Below are 18267 nucleotides of genomic sequence, written 5' to 3'. Positions count from 1 at the left end.
TTGTCGTATTCAGAGGAGGAAGCAGGTATGATACGGTACAAACGAGTATTGGTCAAATTAAGCGGTGGAGCCGTAGCCGGAGAACAGGATTTTGGATTTGATCCGGGGAGATTGGCACATATCGCTGATGAAGTGGAATCCTTACTTCAGTTAGGCATAGAAGTAGCGATTGTAATTGGAGGAGGCAATATTTTTCGGGGCAACATGGCAGATAAATGGGGAATTGGCAGAGTGGAGGCAGATAATATCGGGACAATGGCGACCGTTATTAACAGTTTGATGCTCCGTGGAGTTCTGACCAATCGAACAGATCGACAAGTCAGAGTGATGACGGCCATTCCGATCAATACCGTAGCAGAGAGTTATATTCGCCTACGAGCTATTCATCATCTGGAAAAAGGACACGTTGTTATTTTTGCGGGTGGAAATGGACAACCTTACGTAACCACAGATTACCCAGGTGTTCAACGTGCACTAGAAATTGATGCAGACGCAATCTTGGCTGCCAAACATGGAGTAGATGGTGTCCTAAATGGAGATCCCCGATTTGATGAGAATGCCAGATTGTATCAATCATTGCCTTACGACGATATACTTAGCAAGGATTTAAAGGTAATGGACCAATCAGCCATCATTCTGGCTAGAGATCATGGGCTACCCATTCATGTGTTTAACTTCGACAAAAAAGGTAGTATGAAGCAGATTTGTGAAGGGAAAAACGTAGGAACACTTATATCCTCCAGTGTAAGTGAAGCGGAATATGCACCAGAGTAAGTTGAACGTAGAACCTATTACATACATCGAGCAGATAAAATAAGAAAAACGATTAATTGAAGTCCAGTCGAAAAAGCAGATACTTCTTTAAAGAAAGTTTTTCATGCGTTCAGGGAGTAACATTGTGATGTTTATACTTTCTTATACAGTAAAAAAGACATGGTCTCCTATGGAAACCATGTCTTTTATAATACGGATATTATTTAGTAGCTGGAGCTGGAGTAGTAGCTTTAGTTTCTACAGCTTCTTCTTCTAAAGTTTCGAAATCAAAATCGGTAGACACACTTTTTACGAACTGGTGGAAGAACCCTTTTTCGTCAAAGTTCTTGATTGCTTCTTTATCTTTTTTCAAATCGTCCACCGTTACGAAGTCATTTTTGCCTGGTTTTGTATATGGATTCGTTTTTCCAAAGTTCCAAGCGTACGTATCAACAGCAAATCCTACTGTCATTGATTTTGCATCTTTCTCTTCTGTATTTTTCACTTTCAAGTCAAATGTAGATGTTGTACGAACTGGTAGTTTGTTTTTATCTACATAGTATTCAAGCGTAATGTTCAGATCTTCTAGGCCAGCTTTTTTCGCTTCTTCAGCAAGTTTAGCTGGAGTGTACTCTTTTTCTAGTTCAGCAAATCCTACTTTTGCTTCAGCAAGTAGCGTATCTACTTGAGTAGTGGCTTCCTTGCGATATTCCTCATCTTTCTTCAGAGGAAGTTTTTGCATTTGATCGTCCATTTTGTTTCCAAGAGTCGCTACGTCAATCGCAAATGTGCGAACCTCTGGATTCACGATACCATCTTTAGCTACATAGTAAACCAAATCGATCAATTTGTTGGTATCAAGGGAGACAGCTACGTGTGTAGTTTTTACTTCTTCACCATTAGGAAGTTTTACTGTTTTCTCACCTTTGTTTTCTACTTTTGTTCCTTTAAAATCAAAACCTTTAACATAGTTACGAGCGAACTTCATGGAAAGCTCGTTCACTTCTTGGTTGAACTTCTTCATCTCTTCAGGACTGAGTGTGAAAGTCTCACCATACATGGTATCGTTGTTCATGTTGAGGTATTTTTTGTCGAGAGCTGATTTTATGTATAGATCTGAGTTGTCAACGATCATCTCAACAGATGCTTTTTTGTCACCAGTCCATAGCTTGTTGTCACGTAGAGCTTTATCATTGTTAAGGGTAATGGTGTATTTTCCGCTAGTCAGGTCAGTTTGAGTACCTTCAATCGTTACACCAGACATCACGCTTTCCAAAATGCTCGCATTTTCAGGAGTAAATGTCTTATCTTTCTTTAGCTCATCAGCAAAATTGCCGGTAAGTTTCATTGTGCTGGAAAATTGATAGCTTGTATTCTCCATTGTTTTTAGTGTGGAATCACGGATTAAAGCAGCTTCAGGTGTACATCCAGTCAAAGCTAGGGCAGAAGTAGCTAACAACGCGAAACCTGCTGTAATTTTACTCATAATTGTAAAGCACCTCTTTCTACATTTTTGAACATGACGATCACTAACTTGTAATGTCTACAAAGGGTAATACGCGTCAGAAGGTGAAAGGTTTCGGTATTTTTAAAAAAAGCCAATGTTTTGACAGGTTAACCTTGGTAAAAGGATGCCAATAAAACAAAATCTTTGGGTTTCTGCGGCACTGTTTCATGATAAAATGGATGATATAGCCAAAATTGAGGAATGAGAGAATCCCTCAGCATCGCTTCTCAGGTTTCATCAGAGGAAAGCAACCGCAGAAGCAATGAGCTAGCCTAGAGCACGCTTTTCGATCATGAGCGAGAAAGAGAGGACTTACATATATGCCTTCGTTATTTGAACGATTAAAACAATTCTGGCGAAATATTATGGACATTGAGCCAGAAGATGACGATGAAGACGATAAATATTATGAAGAAACAACAGAATCAAAACCAAGAGCTATTCATACGGTAAAAGACGAACAGGCTATAGCAAGAACGAGTAGACCAGTTAAAATGCGGACCAAAAATATTTATCCGAAGAAGCATGATGAACAACAGATGGAGGAATTTTTTGAGCGTCAGCGTCCTCGTCAATTCCGCTTTCCGGTTGTATCCGATAAGGAATGGGAGAAAAAAGAGCGCATGCAGGATATTCGTTCTGCTATCCAATCGGATCAACAGTTGCGTAATCTCTCTCGTACGATGAAAGAGAAAGAACCGATTAATCGGCCATCTTTTAGTCAGATGGAGCTATATGAAAATTCTTCGAATGAGATAAAGCGAGAAAAGAGAAGAGAGACTGAGATAAGTAAGCGTAATACAGAAGATCGATTTCCGCAACAGAGTACTCAAGTTGACTATTCAGATAGCTACAATAAGCCTGTTGCTCCAAAGCAAGCATCGAGTACCGCAAACAGCTCCAGTCAAGACTCAACGCCACAATATTTCAATCCCAAAAAACCGTTCAAGCCCACCGAGATCTTTTCCCCGATATATGGAAAAATAACCGAAGAGACGAAAGCGGAACAGGAAAAGAAAGTACGCCAGGCCTATGTTAATGAGGATGGACAAATTGTTGTCGTGGCAAAAGAGATAAATAATGCTCATCTAGCAAATGATTCAAGCCAAATGGATGGTTCTCTTAGTGAGGGTGACTTGACTGACGAACAGCAATCGTCGATGAATAAGTTGCCAATGGATATGAAGGAATTACTGCAACAATCGATTCCACTTAAAGAGAGACTGGCACATAGAGAGGTAACCAGAGTAGCAAACAAGACAGCTAATGAGGAAACACCTTCTATTGAAACAGCTAGAATAATGGAGCAAGAACCAATTGAGTCGGAGCAAAAAGTAGCTGAAGAAAATATTGAAAGAATAGGAATAAACGAAGAAGCTACTGTAATAACGTCTATGAATGAAGTAGCCGCAACAATGGAAGTACTAGCAGCTGAAGATAAAATGCCTGAGGTAGAAGCGGTACAGGAAAAGGATGCTCCCAATTCCGTAGCGGACCAACAGGTAGTAACGGATATAGCTAGCGACATACCTGAGGAGCCTTTGGTCGAGGAAACATCTGCGGTCCACAGAAGTAACCAGCATATTACTCCTGAAGATACCGCTCATGTTGTCTCACAGGATAATCAGCTTTTATCCGACTCCCAAGAGATGGAGCCATCAAACCATGTAACGGCGGTAGAACAACAATCAGAGCCACAAGTGCTCACAGATAATCGAGTAACACAGGTGACAGGTATTCATGTAGAGAGCGCTTCTACTGCTACTTATCGCAACATTTCAGATGTGACACTACCCCCGCAGAAGGTAAATAGCGAGGAGATCACGGATGCGCCATATCAATTTCCGTCACTTGAACTGCTTACGCCTACAGAGAGAATGACCGAGGATGTTTACGAGCATACACTTGAACAAAAAGGATTATTGGAAGAGACACTTAGCAACTTTAATGTAAGTGCTACTGTGGTTAACATCGTCAAAGGACCTTCTGTAACGCGATTTGAATTGCAACCGTCTCCTGGTGTTAAGGTTAACAAAATAACGGGGCTGTCAGACGATATCAAGCTGAATCTGGCTGCCAAGGATATACGGATTGAAGCGCCTATTCCTGGTAGGAATGCTGTAGGTATCGAGGTTCCCAATATAAAAAGCGAACCAGTATTTATTCGTCGCATTCTGGAATCACAGAAGTTTCAGCAGCATCCATCTCCACTTGCTGTTGCGCTCGGAATGGATATTGGGGGAGAACCAATCATTGCAGATTTGAAGAAAATGCCGCACGGTTTGGTGGCTGGGGCTACAGGATCTGGAAAAAGTGTCTGCATCAACTCTATCATTGTGAGTATATTGTTTAAAGCAACTCCAGAACAGGTTCGCTTGCTTCTTATTGATCCTAAAATGGTAGAGTTGGCTCCCTATAACAATCTGCCTCACCTCGTGACCCCTGTTGTGACGGATGCGAAGCAGGCGACCGCTTCCTTAAAATGGGCGGTTGAAGAAATGGAGAAGCGCTATACATTGTTTGTTGAAGCAGGTGTACGTGATATTGAACGATACAACCAGACAACGGATGATACGCTACCATACATCGTGATAATTATTGATGAGTTGGCGGATCTAATGATGGTGTCTCCACAGGATGTGGAGGATTGCATTATCCGTATTGCCCAAAAAGCACGGGCATGTGGTATCCACCTATTATTGGCTACTCAACGTCCATCTGTTGACATCATCACAGGAAATATTAAAGCAAACGTACCAACTCGTCTGGCATTTGCCGTATTTTCTCATACCGATTCCAGAACAATTCTAGATCAAGGTGGTGCAGAAAGATTGCTTGGGCGAGGAGATATGCTGTTCCTGGAAAGCGGAGCTCCACCAATTCGTTTGCAAGGTAACTATGTAAATGATGATGAGATTGAAGCAGTAACGGCAATGCTGAAGAAACAGCGACAACCTGATTTTCTGTTTACGAGAGAAGAGTTGGAAGCGCAGGTCACATCTGGAGAAATGGGTGATGATCCTCTTTTCCACGAGGCACTTGTCTACGTAGCAGAGCAAGGGAATGCCTCTGCTTCCAGCTTGCAACGCAGGTTCCGTATCGGATACAATCGGGCAGCGCGCTTGATTGAAATGATGGAAGCAAGCGGATATGTATCAGGACAAAATGGAGGAAAACCTCGAACGGTTCTGATTACGCCAGAAGATGCACAGGCGTTAACAGAAGGAACTGCACTGTTTTAAGCAAAATGAATGACTACTCCTAGATACTCATCACGAAAGTAAAAGTACAGGAGGGATATCATATGGAACAAAATCAGTTTATGACAACATATCAGATTATTACAGAGGACATGGTATTGTTTAACGATGAATACTATGTAAACATTTGGAAAATGTCACTTGATGCACTGGGAACGGAAGAGAGTCCATTATTTGACTTATTATTCGGGTTTGACCATCCGGATATGGAGTTATCTGTTGATGTATCAGCGGAAGTAACGGGTTACTGGTATTTGCAGTGCCTGGTACCAGCTATGATGACACCTCCCGATATGGCAAAGCGTCGAATGGATAAAGGAATGATTGCTCTCCATGAATATCTGATGGAGAATCAAGTAATCCAAGAGTGTAAGCTGGTAACTGGAGAAGCGATTTATGATTATTTGAAGCGTTATAATCCTGGAATTACAAGGGTTGCCAAGTAATAGAACATGAAACGGTCTAACAGGAAACAGCGACGCGCTACGGAAGGCGTTCGCTGTTTTTTGAAATTTTTAGGTGCTAAAGACCTGATAATGACTGGTGTAGTGAACATGCAGAAGAAGCACATTTTTTGTCTGTGAACTCGGTTAAGGTCCCGCAAGGGAGTAAAGTCTGTCCGCTACTGGGTAAAGAGTGCGGAAAGTGCAAAAGGATGTGAAACTACGCAGTATCTCATAGGTTGCACTTTTGATTCCGCACTCTTTGCCAGTAGCTAGGTAGGACCTTAAATAGTTCTAGACAAAAAATGTGCTTCTTCTGCAAACGCCTGCAGTGAAAATCTTCGAACAATCACAACAGCATGAAAAAACCAGCTGGTTTTCTCCACCATGGTAGGAAGAAGACAATCTTTTTCACTTTTGTTCTTAGAGCAACCTTGAAAAATAGTTACATCTACTCAAATATAAGATATACTAGAAAGAAGATAAAAATAAAACAAGGTTTCATTGGGTGAGACGATTTGAGGAAGAAGGGAACGGTTATGGAAGAAGGAAAATCAACTGTTCGCTCTGTAGAGAGAGCATTAGATGTATTGCTGTGCTTTACAGATGCAACTGAGTTGGGATTGAGTGAGATTGCCAATCGTATTGGCTTGCACAAAAGTACCGTACACCGTTTGCTTGCAGCATTAGAAGTAAAAGGATTTTTGCAACGTAACTCTCAGACAGAGAAATATCGCTTAGGTTTTCGCGTGTGGGAGCTATCTGCCAATCTTACTAGATCTGATGATCCTGCTGAATTACTTTTGCCTGAAATGGAGCAATTGCGAGATCTTCTTGGTGAGACAATCAGTATCTATGTTCGAGATCAATTTGAGCGAATTCGGATTCAAGCAGTTCAAAGCAATCAGCCAATTCGACGCGTAGCACCAGTTGGGGTACGTATGTCCCTCGCTGTAGGGGCTTCCAGCAAGGTGTTGGTGGCTTTTGAAGATCAAATCGTACTCCAGGGACTATTACAGGATAAGAACTGGCCAGATTCTGTGGATCAGAAGCTGTATCAGGAGCAGTTGCAAACTATTAGAGACATGGGCTATGCCACAAGTAGCGAAGAACGGGAAGTAGGCGCAGCTGCAGTCTCGGCTCCCATTTTTGATACACATGGTCATATCTTCGCAGCGCTTTCTGTATCTGGACCATCTAGCAGAATGACAGAAGAAAAGATGAAAGAATATGCTACCCCTATCATGCAAGCCGCTTTTCGAATGGGGAAAATGTTGAAATAATAAGATTGATATAGAGTAAAAAATCCTCTTCCGCTATTAGGGAAGGGGATTTTTTTGATTTTAACGGTATTGGTTATGGGTTGGGGTAAATAAATCTTCTAAGGAATTTCTAACTACAGAAAAATGATCTACGTTGTAATGTCCATGAAGAATGTTGTTGTGATGGGCTATCATTTGTTCTGCTGATAAAGTGTCGGAGTCTGTCGTAGAATGACCATCTCCAACTAATGTTACGTCCAGTCGATTAATCGTCGCAGTTCTTACCGCTGTGTCAATGCAATGCTCAGTTTTACATCCCATCATTACAACATGTCGAACCTCGTTCGATTTCAAATATTCCAAGAGTGGCGTACCGTAAAACGAATTGGTTGCTAACTTGTCAAATACGATGGAGGAAGACGGGACATGAATATCCTTGTGAATCTGAAAACCTGCTCCTACACCAGTAGCCACATCCTTATCTCTGATGAAAATGAATAACGCTTCTGATTGTAACGCTTGATCGATAACGGAATTAATATTGCTGATAAGTTGATCCTTATTGAAAATGGCGGGTTGGTTCTCGTTTCCGTCCAGTAGTTCCTGTTGAGCATCAATGACAAGCAAGGCTTGCTTCAAAAAAATTACCCCTTTTCATTACATTATAGGTGTTTAATTCTCAGCTAATGCTTCATATTATCACAGTGGAGACACTTGACTTTAGTCGTGTGAGGACACTGTGCTGTTTCAGGCGTGGCTTTTGCCACAATAATGAAGCGATATACTCCACTGTTTCTCTTTCTATAATTCTGCTCACTTTCCTGTTACATATGGCATAATCATTCTAGTGAAAGTGAGGTGAGAAATATGCAAATGACCATTACTGCAAAACTCAAAATCAAACCTACATGGGATCAAATTGATCTGTTGAAGCAAACATTATATGCCTATCGTTCTGGCTGTAACTATGTTTCTTCTCTTATCTTTGAAACAAAACAATTGTCGCAGCTGAAGCTACATAAAATGACTTACGATGTGTTGCGTATCGAATATTTATTACGCTCCCAAATGGCACAATCTGTCATGAAGACTGCAATTGCCCGATATAAGTCAGCGAAAAGTAACGGACATGATTGGACGAAGATTGCGTTTAAGAAAGCGGAATACGATCTCGTATGGAATCGTGACTATTCGCTCGTCCAAGGGTTGTTTTCAGTGAATACACTACAAGGCAGAATTAAAGTACCATATGAAGCGAAAGGCATGGAACGGTATTTTGACGGCTCTTGGTCTTTTGGCACAGCGAAAATTGTCCACAAGCACAAAAAGTTTTTTCTGCATATCCCAGTGACAAAAGATGTTTCTGAGCCAAATGTAAATGCGATCCAGCAAGTAGTCGGTATTGATATGGGAATAAATTTTACAGCTACAACCTATGACTCGCATGGAAAAACTCATTTTTTCGATGGTCGAAGTATCAAAAACAAACGTTCTTCGTACAAGCATATACGTAAGCAACTGCAACGAATAGGTACTGCTTCCTCTCGTAGAAAACTCAAAAAAATAGGTCAACGAGAAAACTGTTGGATGACAGATGTTAATCACTCTGTCAGTAAGGCACTCGTAGATCGGTATGGTGCGAATACACTGTTTGTTGTAGAAGATTTAACGGGCGTACGTAATGTCACTGAACGTGTAAGAGTGAAAGATCGTTATGAGACGGTGTCTTGGGCATTCTACCAATTACGCCAAATGCTAGAATATAAGGCGATGTTATGTGGTGCAAAAATGATTGTAGTTGACCCTCGCTATACCTCGCAAACCTGTCCAAAATGCGGATATACAGAGAAAGACAATCGAAACAAGAAAATACATGTATTCTGTTGTAAAACATGTCAATACACAACGAACGATGATCGTATTGGTGCCATGAATCTTCAACGAAAAGGAATGGAGTACATCGTTGAAGTGACTACGCAAGCATGACTTGTGTGGTTGGGTAGTTGTCAATCTGCCTATAGTAACACCACACGAAGGAAGGAGATTCGTAAGAATCGTTTGTACTTCTGGGTAGCTACAAGCTCGTGACTTCAGTCATGAGTAATTGACATTCGAACTTTTGCAATCCATAATAGGCGATATCTTCGTACTGATCCCATTTTCGGATGTGCTGTGAAAAGATTCCTTCTTGTTTCATTCCTAGTTTAAGCATGACAGAGGATGAGGCCGGGTTCTTGGCCATGGCTATAGCATATATCTTGTTGAGACCTAGCTCCTCAAAACCGAACTTCATTACGCGTGAAGCCGCTTCCGTTGCATATCCTTTTTTCCAATACTTTCTCCCTACCCAATATGCTAGCTCAGCTCAGCTGTGTTTCTTGGAGATATTAATACTCATACAACCAACAAGTGAATGATCCTCTTTTCTAAAGGGAATATCACCTCGAAAAACAATTATTTGCCAAATTACAAAAAAGTATTGATTGAGCTGCTTAGGCGTTCGTTCAACCGGAAATACATAAAATAAGTAAGCTTTTCATATAAGAAAATTCTATTAAATACATGAAGAGCATGTTTTGGTTAATCTTTTTTCAAAACATACTCTTCCTAAGTTGTCGTATATTTATTTAATCGTTATAACAAGGTGTAAGACCTATTTCTTTTTCGAAACACCTCGAACGGATTTGGTAATCTGCTTCCAACGGTCTTTTTGGGCCGCTTGTTCTTGCTTGCTCTCCTTGCGAGCGAGAAAAGCCATTTCACGTTGTAATTTCTGATAGCTTTTATATCGTTCTTCGGGGAGTGAACCTTCTTCAATCGCTGAGCGTATGGCACAGCCAGGTTCTGTATCATGTTTACAGTCAAAGAAACGGCAGTTACGAGCAAGCTCCTCTATATCGGTAAAAGTATCAGATAATCCCTCATCTGCATCCCATAATTGTAGCTCTCGCATTCCCGGTGTATCAATCATCAAGCCACCAGAAGGAAGAAGGAACATTTCGCGATGAGTGGTTGTATGCTTTCCACGGTCATCTCCTGTACGCACTTCCTGAACTTCTTGCAGATGTTGGTTACTAAGAGAATTAACCAACGATGATTTACCTACACCAGATGAACCTAGTAGGGCAACGGTTTGTCCTGGATCTACATACGGTAACAGTTGTTCTATTCCTTGATTATGAACGGAGCTAATCGCATAGATAGGTACGCCGATAGCAATTGATTCAACCTCAGCAATTTTTGCTTCGATATCTTCACATAAATCTGCCTTGCTTAACACAATAACGGGATTAGCCCCTGATTCCCAGGTAACCAGTAGATACCGCTCTATACGTCGGAGATTAAAATCTAGGTTAAGCGCATTAACCAGAAAAACGGTGTTAACGTTGGCAGCTACAATTTGTTCTTCCAGTGCATTCCCTGCAACTTTGCGGGAAAATTTGCTAAATCTTGGAAGGATAGCATGAATGGTAGCCTTTTTCTCATCCCAGCGAGGGGTCATGACTACCCAATCACCAACAGCGGGAAAATCCTCCCGTCCAAATGCCTGATAACGCATCTTACCAGTGATTTCAGCTAGTAATTCCCCTTTTTCTGTCATAACACGATAGATTCGTTTATGTTCTAACGTGACCCGTCCAGCAATGTAAGATGGGTCAGTAAAGGTAGTAAAATGTTGTTCAAAATGTTGGTTCCAGCCTAATGTGTGAAGATTCAAGACAGGATGCCTCCTCAAGTATCATGTTTAGTAGTACCGAACATGATCACAGGAGAACCCTGATATAGGTCGTTTAATTCGTTTATCAGGATATCCCGTGACCTCTTGTAACAATCAGCGACAAATTCATTTTGTTTTCCATATAACATCTCTCCTTTCGCTGTAAAAACAGCATACATGCTTAGCATAATCATTTTATTACAAAAAATGAAAAAGTGATAGCAAGAAAAGGAAAGAACCGCAAATGAATGTTAGTCCATAAACATTCTCGCGGTTCTTCTATCATTCTTATTAATTATTGACCAATAATCACGCGCTCTTTCGGATAGTGGTAACGATCCTTTGAGTCATCTTTTTTCAGGAAGAGTAGCAGGTTAATAATACCAATACGTCCAATTACCATCATGAATATAAGGATTAGTTTTCCAGGTGTGCTTAATTCTGAGGTAATCCCCATCGAGAGTCCAGTCGTTCCAAAGGCAGAACAGACTTCAAACAGTATCTGCTGCATGGGCAAACCTTCAATCCATAACAGGCTGATTACCGCACTAAATACTAAGAAGCTGGCGACGAAGAAAACCATGAATGATTTCATGATATCCTCCTGGACTAATTCTCTACCAAATACCTTAACACTAGTACGGCCTCGCATGTTTGTGATAATCGCTGCGATCAGAACAAATAGCGTGGTTGTTCTGATACCACCACCTACACTGCTAGGTGAAGCACCGATGAACATGAGAGCTGACAGTAAAAATATAGTAGGGGTAGATAACGTGCTTACATCCATGGTGGAAAGCCCAGCACTTCGGGTCGTCGTGGAATGAAACAGGGCGTAATAGAAGGATTCGATCCAACTTTTACCCTGCAAGAATATATCATTTTCAAATAAAAGAAAGAGTATTAATCCAATTACAATCAAAGCAAAGTAGGTAAGCGTTGTAATCTTGGTAAACAAAGAAAAGGTAAATCGTTGGTTATTTCGCTTACAAATGAAGTAATTGTTAATCTCAATTAATACCGGGAAGCCAATTGCTCCGCAGATCATTAAGAGTATCGTAACGGATTGCACATAAAAATCTCCTGCAAAGTTAATCAATGAATTACCATAGAGATCAAACCCCGCATTGGTAAAGGCACTAATAGAAGCAAAATAGCCATGATAGAGTGCTGATATCCAATTAGGTTGATAGCCAGACCATAAAAAATATCCGCCTAACAGAAGGGTACCGACTAACTCGATAATAATCGTTAATACTAAAATGCTACGGGTGAGCTGTACCAATCCAGCCATAGTAGGACGATTATGGTCTGTAGCAATCCATTTTCGCTGTACCAATCCGATTTTTTGCCCCATCATCATTAAGAAAAACGTACCCAACGTCATAATACCAATCCCACCGATTTGGAAAAGGAATGTGAGAAGGATGATCCCACCCTCGTTAAAAACCTCACTTATCGTAATCGGAGAGAGCCCTGTCACACTGATAGCACTGGCAGCAGTAAACAGAGAATCAACATAGGTAATGGTAGTTCCAGGTTGATGAAAAATAGGGAGCATCAAAAGGAACGATGAAATCATGACGCTACTTATGTAGAAAAAGACAATGATTTGTACAGAACTAAGTCTGCTTTTCTTATACGGGAGTAGCAACTTAACTACCTCCTGGTTTAGTAGTACGCTATATTTTTAAATAGAGAAGACGCATATTGATAAACACTATGACTATCTTACCCTATAATAGTAGAAGAATCTTAGAAAAATAGACAAAATGAACAAAAAAATGTATACCATTCAACACAAAAACGCCCCCATCCTTACAACAGACAAGGAAGAGGACGTGCGTCTACTTCTAGGTGTTATTGTGTAAGTTATTGTGGATTAGTTGTCCAGATACCAGCAGACTTAATAAACACGCGCTCTGGTAAACGTAGCGTAGCCATTGCTAATTCTGCTACGTCTTCAGGCTGCATCATGTGATCTTCATCACCGATTTTTAATCCTGCGCTTACAGCGAGGTTCGTATTTACCGTACTAGGTGTCAGGGCCGTTACACGAATATTATGCTTGCGAACTTCTTGCAGTACTGACTCAGTAAAGCCCATTACTGCGAACTTGGAAGCACAATAAGCAGATCCTGTAGCAAAACCACGCTCTCCAGCTGTGGAAGCGACATTAATGATGGTTCCACTATTTTGAGCAATCATGTCAGGTAGCACAGCATATGTCATGTAGTACGTACCAAACAGATTGATTTGAATGATGCGTTCCCATTCTGCAGGAGGCATATCGGTAACTGTTCCAAAAGAAGCTACGCCCGCATTGTTAATAAGAATATCAATAAAACCTAGATCAGCTTTTAGCTTGGCATAAGCTGCTTCTACGTCTTCGCGATTGGAAATGTCAGCAGTTGCGAAACTTACTTTCGTGCCATAGGAATCCTGGATAAATATTGCCAATTCTTGCAGGTCAGATTCCGTACGAGATACTAAGCCCAGATCTACTCCTTCTTTTGCCAAAGAGATAGCAACTGCACGTCCGATTCCTTTTCCTGCTCCGGTGATAAGTGCCTTTTTACCTTTGAATTCCATTATTATAACCTCCCAATCATCATCGTCCAAGTCACATCATACGTAATTGACTTTCACAATGTCAAATGAAAAACTGTTTATACTTAGAAGAAGCGCTTTCTTATTATGTTACATGAAAAATGATGTCTTATTATATGATAAAATGCGTATAGATAAAAGCGGAAAGGATGAACAGTATGGAGCCTAGTCATACAGTAGTCATAACAGGAGCAGGAAGTGGATTGGGAGAATCGCTTGCTAGAAAATACTCAGCACAAGGCAGTCATATCTGCTTATTGGGACGAAAAAAAGATCGATTGCAGCGAACCGCTAATCAGTTATTCGACAGCTTTTCCATCTATGAGGTAGATGTATCAAAGAAACAAGATGTCGAAAGAGTTGTCCAGGAGATTGTAGCAGCCCGTGGCTCGATCGATCTGTGGATAAATAATGCGGGAACTGGCTCCTTCGATTTAGCGGAGAACCTAAGTGAAGAAGATGTACATATCATGATAGATAGTAACTTAAAAGGGACTATTTTTTGCACGCAGGAAGTACTTAAACCCATGAAAAAATCGAACCAAGGATGTATCGTCAATATAATTTCTACAGCGGGTAAGGTAGGTAAGGTAAACGAGTCTGTTTATTGTGCCAGCAAGTTTGGTGTGAGAGGCTTCACGGAAAGTCTTCATTTGGAATTGAAAGATACCCCTCTACAAGTTCTGGGAGTTTATATGGGTGGTATGAGAACCGAGTTTTGGGACGGGATTTTTTCAGAAGAACGGACACAAGGCTTAATGGACCCAGACGATATTGCTGACATTATTATTGAAAATGTTAAGCCTCGTAAACGGTTGGTCGTTTCTGAAGTGGTTATATTGAATAGCTGACGTTCTCATTTGTTACGAAGTTCGATACAACAAGGAAAAAATATATATGAAAGCCGCTAAGATTTTTGTCTTAGCGGTTTTCTGTTATAGAAGAATCGGCTTGGCAAAACCATTACGTACATTCATTACTGTTATGCATGAATATGATGCAATTACGAGAATTGATGTAATAAATCGGTTACAGTATGATACAGAATACAGGGTAATCACAAAAGGTGAGGGAGCAAACAGATGGAATGGCAACAGATTACTTATTTTCGTATGGTAGCTAAACAAGAGCATATTACGCGATCCGCAGAAATGTTAGATGTATCCCAATCTGCACTTAGTCGATCCATCTCACGGCTGGAGGAAGAATTGGGAACACCACTTTTTGAGAGGAAGGGCAGAAATATTGTTCTGAACCAGTACGGTAAGCTTTTTTTGGAAAGAGTGGAGCGAGCATTAACCGAAATGGAAGAAGCAAAACGAGAAATCCAGGATTTAATTCATCCGGATAGAGGTACCATTTCGATCGCATTTCTTCATTCGTTAGGGATTTCCTATGTTCCTGAGTTAATAAGTTCCTTCCGAACCAAGTATCCGGATGTTACATACCACTTGCATCAGGCGGCTACCGATAAAATTGTAGAGTATATACAGGACGGCATGATAGATATCGCTTTCTTTGCACAGCAAGAGCCATTGGAAAAAGTACACTGGGAGCCGCTTGTAACCGAGGAATTATTCCTGATTGTATCCAAGGAGCATCCCCTCGCCAAGCGAAGAGAGATTCAATTAAAGGAAATTGAGAACGAACCATTCATCTCCTTAAAAAAAGGTTACGGTTTACGCACCATCGCCGATTCGCTATGTAACGAAGCAGGCTTCAAACCTCAGATTATGTTTGAAGGAGAAGAAATTGCTACTGTGGCGGGATTAGTTGCCGCAAAACTTGGTGTAGGTCTCGTACCAAATGCGTATGTATTGGATAAATCTAATGTTTCGTTACTGCGCGTGACGCATCCAATATGTGAACGAACAATTGGACTGGCGTGGAGAAGTGATAGATATTTGTCACCAGTGGCAAAACGATTTATAGCTTACGTGAAAAATCAGAGCTAAGTGAAAAGAGGATTTACATCATGGGGTCGATCAAACAGGGAACAAAAGAGTATCATCGGGCAAATATTGCGTTGTTTGCAGGAGGATTAAATACCTTTGCCATCCTGTATTGTACGCAACCTTTATTGCCTGAATTTTCGGCCGAATTTCATATCTCGCCTGCAGTAGCTAGCCTCTCATTATCTTTTACGACAATTACTCTGGCAATCAGCATGCTTTTCGTGGGTTCTCTATCGGAAGCATGGGGGCGTAAAAAAATCATGATGATTTCATTATGTACTGCCTCGGTATTTGCCTTTTGTACGGCGTTCAGCTCACATTTTCCCGTATTACTAGGATTACGTGTTCTGACGGGGATCGTATTAGCTGGATTGCCGTCTATCGCCATGGCGTATTTAGGAGAAGAGATTGAAGCGCGAAGTTTAGGCGTAGCAATGGGCTTGTATATTAGTGGGAACTCAGTCGGTGGAATGGGTGGACGCATCATTACGGGGACGTTAGCAGACCATTTTAATTGGCACGTAGCTCTGGCGGGAATTGGAGTACTCAGCTTGGTCTGTACGATTCTGTTTTGGACGATGCTACCTGCTTCGAAAAATTTTACACCACGCAAATTAGAGGGTAAAACCTTGGCAAAATCACTATGGAGTCATTGCAAGGACGAGCGGATGCTATATTTATTTGGACTAAGCTTTTTATTCATGGGTAGTTTCGTTACGCTGTACAATTATATTGGTTATCAATTGCTCGCTCCCCCGTATTCATTGAGCCAAACAATTGTAGGCTGGATTTTCATTGTATATTTGGTAGGAACGTTTAGTTCTGCCTGGATGGGGAGATTGGCTGATCAATACGGACGCATAAAAATGATCTGGAGCGCTCTTATCATTATGTTTCTGGGGGTATGTCTTACGCTGGATGGATATCTCCTCGTTAAAATTGCAGGGATTGCCATCTTTACTTTTGGTTTCTTTGGAGGGCATTCCGTTGCCAGTGGATGGGTAGGACAATTGGCCACCCATGATAAAGCCCAAGCCTCCTCCCTCTATTTATTCTGCTATTACGCAGGATCGAGTGTGGGGGGGACAGTTGGCGGACTTTTTTGGTCAGGACTAGGCTGGAGTGGGGTAGTAGGGTTCATACTGGCTTTTCTTTTGATTGCTTTTATCCTGTCCATTCGGTTAAAGGCAGTTACTCAACAGGTATTCCATGGAAATAACGTTTTAGATTGAGTACATGATGGCTTAAACTCATGGGAAGGCATCCGTCAGCTAATAGAGAAACAGCTTACCGCATTAATAAGATGGTGGCATTCAGTGACATGTAGTAGTATGGATATATATTCCAAATTGTAAGGGTGATAGGATGGGTGCGAATTTTCAGGAAATCATTACAACAAAAGAACAATTTGAAGAGTTACGTTCGGTTTATGGATATCCGGGTGAAAGAGCTGTAAACAAAGTAATTTCTTCTCTCGATCAGCATTGCCGTGAGTTTATTTCTAAGTCACCGTTTTTATCCCTGGCTACCTCTAATTCCAGTGGGCATTGTGATGTTTCGCCACGGGGAGATAAGCCGGGATTTGTACTCGTTCTTGATGACCATCGTCTTTTTATTCCAGAACGTCTGGGGAATCGAAGACTTGACTCCATTCAAAACATTATTACAAACCCTAATGTGGGGCTTCTATTCTTTATTCCGGGGTTAGGAGAGACTTTGAGAGTAAATGGAAAAGCTTTTGTATGTCGTGATCCGGAGCTTCTTGAAAAAAGCGCTGTAAACGGTCGTACCCCCTTATTTGGGATTGGCGTAGAGGTCGAGGAGTGCTATGCACATTGTGCCAAAGCCTTCATACGTTCAGACCTGTGGAATTCAGATTCATGGCTGTCTAAGGATTTGCTGCCTTCCGTCCCGCAAATGTATGTAGATCATTGTAAAATCCCTAAAGTTACAGCTGAACAAGTGGCAATGGAATTAAATGAAAGTTACAAGAATCGACTTTACTGATTGGTATAACGAGAGAAATGGATGTAAAACAGGTATTCTAAAGGACCTCATCATTTTCGATGAGGTTTTTAATTTGACAAGAATCAGGAGATATTGCTGCTATGATGCCATTTAATCCACAATAGAATTGGAGGACTTTATTTGAAACCGATTACTATACCCGACCTTTCAACAAGACAGTTTAATCTGACCGTTGAGCGCATAATGGATGCACCGCCCGATGTGATTTTCCAAGCATGGACGAAAAAAATCGACCACTGGTTTGCGGCACCTGGGAGCGTAATCATGCAGGGAGAAGTCAACACGGCCTTTTTCTTTGAGACTGTATTCGAGGAAGAACGCCATCCTCATTACGGACGGTTTTTGAGGCTTGATCAAGACCGTCTCATCGAAATCACGTGGGTAAATGGGCCTAAGGGAACAAAGGGAGCTGAAACGGTTGTTACAATTGAACTTGAATCTAATGACAACGGAACACAACTGCGTCTTACGCATGCGGGGTTTCCAGATGAGGAATCGAAGAACAGGCACGAACAAGCTTGGCCGCTTGTGCTTGAACAGCTAGACAGGCGTATGAAGGTGTAAAGGACACAATTTTATGAGAAAAGGGATTCTTCACTGATCGAGATGGATATATCATAGATATGACCCTTACCCATGAAATTGATATCGAATGATTTGTTGAATAAATGCCATCAACTAACCCTTAGGTGAACTGTGACCCGTAAGATGGACACTTAAAAAAGTGACCC

The 18267-nt window shown here is 41.2% G+C and carries 16 protein-coding genes and 1 pseudogene; 11 read left to right on the top strand and 6 right to left on the bottom strand.

What is annotated here, in order from left to right:
* Positions 1-27: 27 nt before the first annotated feature.
* Positions 28-774, top strand: a complete 747-nt coding sequence (gene pyrH / locus LM917_RS20355; protein WP_232699548.1) for a UMP kinase — start codon at positions 28-30, stop codon at positions 772-774.
* Positions 775-973: 199 nt separating this feature from the next.
* Here pyrH and LM917_RS20350 read toward each other — a convergent pair whose 3' ends face one another.
* Entirely contained in the window at positions 974-2239 is a 1266-nt protein-coding gene (locus tag LM917_RS20350; protein ID WP_232699547.1) for a hypothetical protein, read from the bottom strand.
* Positions 2240-2580: 341 nt separating this feature from the next.
* Here LM917_RS20350 and LM917_RS20345 point away from each other — a divergent pair, with 341 nt between their 5' ends.
* The 3 genes from LM917_RS20345 to LM917_RS20335 all read left to right on the top strand — a co-directional run bounded on the left by LM917_RS20345 (position 2581) and on the right by LM917_RS20335 (position 7246).
* Positions 2581-5502, top strand: a complete 2922-nt coding sequence (locus LM917_RS20345; RefSeq protein ID WP_232699546.1) for a DNA translocase FtsK — start codon at positions 2581-2583, stop codon at positions 5500-5502.
* 62 nt (positions 5503-5564) lie between these two features.
* Entirely contained in the window at positions 5565-5966 is a 402-nt protein-coding gene (locus LM917_RS20340) for a hypothetical protein (RefSeq protein ID WP_232699545.1), read from the top strand.
* A 536-nt stretch (positions 5967-6502) separates the two neighbouring features.
* Positions 6503-7246, top strand: a complete 744-nt coding sequence (locus LM917_RS20335) for an IclR family transcriptional regulator (protein ID WP_232699544.1) — start codon at positions 6503-6505, stop codon at positions 7244-7246.
* A 60-nt stretch (positions 7247-7306) separates the two neighbouring features.
* On the opposite strand, the gene LM917_RS20330 is transcribed toward LM917_RS20335, so the two are convergent.
* Positions 7307-7864, bottom strand: a complete 558-nt coding sequence (locus LM917_RS20330) for an isochorismatase family protein (protein ID WP_232699543.1) — start codon at positions 7862-7864, stop codon at positions 7307-7309.
* A gap of 228 nt (positions 7865-8092) precedes the next feature.
* On the opposite strand from LM917_RS20330, the gene LM917_RS20325 reads away from it, so the two are divergent.
* Positions 8093-9211 carry an RNA-guided endonuclease InsQ/TnpB family protein gene (locus tag LM917_RS20325; protein WP_232699542.1) on the top strand — a complete coding sequence of 373 codons (1119 nt, stop codon included), beginning with the start codon at positions 8093-8095 and terminating at the stop codon, positions 9209-9211.
* A gap of 88 nt (positions 9212-9299) precedes the next feature.
* Here the strand turns inward: LM917_RS20325 and LM917_RS20320 are convergent.
* The 4 genes and pseudogenes from LM917_RS20320 to LM917_RS20305 all read right to left on the bottom strand — a co-directional run.
* Positions 9300-9578 (bottom strand): annotated as a pseudogene (locus tag LM917_RS20320) (GNAT family N-acetyltransferase); the annotation flags it as partial.
* A gap of 300 nt (positions 9579-9878) precedes the next feature.
* The gene (rsgA, locus tag LM917_RS20315) at positions 9879-10943 is read right to left on the bottom strand and encodes a ribosome small subunit-dependent GTPase A (protein ID WP_232699541.1); all 1065 of its coding nucleotides are present in this window, start codon (positions 10941-10943) and stop codon (positions 9879-9881) included.
* A gap of 295 nt (positions 10944-11238) precedes the next feature.
* A complete protein-coding gene (locus LM917_RS20310) occupies positions 11239-12597 on the bottom strand; it encodes a TrkH family potassium uptake protein (RefSeq protein WP_232699540.1) in 1359 nt (452 codons plus the stop codon).
* A 218-nt stretch (positions 12598-12815) separates the two neighbouring features.
* On the bottom strand, positions 12816-13535 hold the full coding sequence (locus LM917_RS20305) for a 3-ketoacyl-ACP reductase (RefSeq protein WP_232699539.1): 720 nt from the start codon (positions 13533-13535) through the stop codon (positions 12816-12818).
* A 176-nt stretch (positions 13536-13711) separates the two neighbouring features.
* Here LM917_RS20305 and LM917_RS20300 point away from each other — a divergent pair, with 176 nt between their 5' ends.
* The 6 genes from LM917_RS20300 (at position 13712) to LM917_RS20275 (ending at position 18100) form a co-directional block, all read left to right on the top strand.
* Positions 13712-14404 (top strand): SDR family oxidoreductase, encoded by a 693-nt coding sequence (locus tag LM917_RS20300; RefSeq protein ID WP_232699538.1) that lies wholly within the window; start codon positions 13712-13714, stop codon positions 14402-14404.
* Between the two features lie 46 nt (positions 14405-14450).
* Entirely contained in the window at positions 14451-14672 is a 222-nt protein-coding gene (locus LM917_RS20295) for a hypothetical protein (protein WP_232699537.1), read from the top strand.
* A complete protein-coding gene (locus LM917_RS20290) occupies positions 14636-15508 on the top strand; it encodes a LysR family transcriptional regulator (protein ID WP_232699536.1) in 873 nt (290 codons plus the stop codon). The genes LM917_RS20295 and LM917_RS20290 overlap by 37 nt, the downstream gene beginning before the upstream one ends.
* A 20-nt stretch (positions 15509-15528) precedes the next feature.
* Positions 15529-16740: an MFS transporter gene (locus LM917_RS20285; RefSeq protein WP_232699535.1), complete on the top strand. Its 1212-nt coding sequence runs from the start codon at positions 15529-15531 to the stop codon at positions 16738-16740.
* 133 nt (positions 16741-16873) lie between these two features.
* Positions 16874-17515 (top strand): pyridoxamine 5'-phosphate oxidase family protein, encoded by a 642-nt coding sequence (locus LM917_RS20280; RefSeq protein ID WP_232699534.1) that lies wholly within the window; start codon positions 16874-16876, stop codon positions 17513-17515.
* A gap of 204 nt (positions 17516-17719) precedes the next feature.
* Complete coding sequence (locus LM917_RS20275; protein WP_232699613.1) at positions 17720-18100, top strand: SRPBCC family protein; 381 nt, start codon at positions 17720-17722, stop codon at positions 18098-18100.
* Positions 18101-18267 lie beyond the last annotated feature (167 nt).

Origin of the sequence: Brevibacillus daliensis, assembly GCF_021245735.1 — a bacterium.
Lineage (GTDB): Bacteria > Bacillota > Bacilli > Brevibacillales > Brevibacillaceae > Brevibacillus_B > Brevibacillus_B daliensis.
Note: the sequence above shows the minus strand (reverse complement) of the source record. Positions and strands in the feature narration are given on the sequence as shown.

Excerpts from the sequence above, each read along its gene's own strand:
- LM917_RS20325 (WP_232699542.1), top strand. The coding sequence starts at position 8,093 with ATGCAAATGACCATTACTGCAAAACTCAAAATCAAACCTACATGGGAT.
- LM917_RS20285 (WP_232699535.1), top strand. The coding sequence starts at position 15,529 with ATGGGGTCGATCAAACAGGGAACAAAAGAGTATCATCGGGCAAATATT.
- LM917_RS20290 (WP_232699536.1), top strand. The coding sequence starts at position 14,636 with ATGGAATGGCAACAGATTACTTATTTTCGTATGGTAGCTAAACAAGAG.
- LM917_RS20275 (WP_232699613.1), top strand. The coding sequence starts at position 17,720 with ATGGATGCACCGCCCGATGTGATTTTCCAAGCATGGACGAAAAAAATC.
- LM917_RS20280 (WP_232699534.1), top strand. The coding sequence starts at position 16,874 with ATGGGTGCGAATTTTCAGGAAATCATTACAACAAAAGAACAATTTGAA.
- LM917_RS20335 (WP_232699544.1), top strand. The coding sequence starts at position 6,503 with ATGGAAGAAGGAAAATCAACTGTTCGCTCTGTAGAGAGAGCATTAGAT.
- LM917_RS20295 (WP_232699537.1), top strand. The coding sequence starts at position 14,451 with ATGAAAGCCGCTAAGATTTTTGTCTTAGCGGTTTTCTGTTATAGAAGA.
- LM917_RS20305 (WP_232699539.1), bottom strand. The coding sequence starts at position 13,535 with ATGGAATTCAAAGGTAAAAAGGCACTTATCACCGGAGCAGGAAAAGGA.
- LM917_RS20345 (WP_232699546.1), top strand. The coding sequence starts at position 2,581 with ATGCCTTCGTTATTTGAACGATTAAAACAATTCTGGCGAAATATTATG.
- LM917_RS20340 (WP_232699545.1), top strand. The coding sequence starts at position 5,565 with ATGGAACAAAATCAGTTTATGACAACATATCAGATTATTACAGAGGAC.
- LM917_RS20350 (WP_232699547.1), bottom strand. The coding sequence starts at position 2,239 with ATGAGTAAAATTACAGCAGGTTTCGCGTTGTTAGCTACTTCTGCCCTA.
- pyrH (WP_232699548.1), top strand. The coding sequence starts at position 28 with ATGATACGGTACAAACGAGTATTGGTCAAATTAAGCGGTGGAGCCGTA.
- LM917_RS20300 (WP_232699538.1), top strand. The coding sequence starts at position 13,712 with ATGGAGCCTAGTCATACAGTAGTCATAACAGGAGCAGGAAGTGGATTG.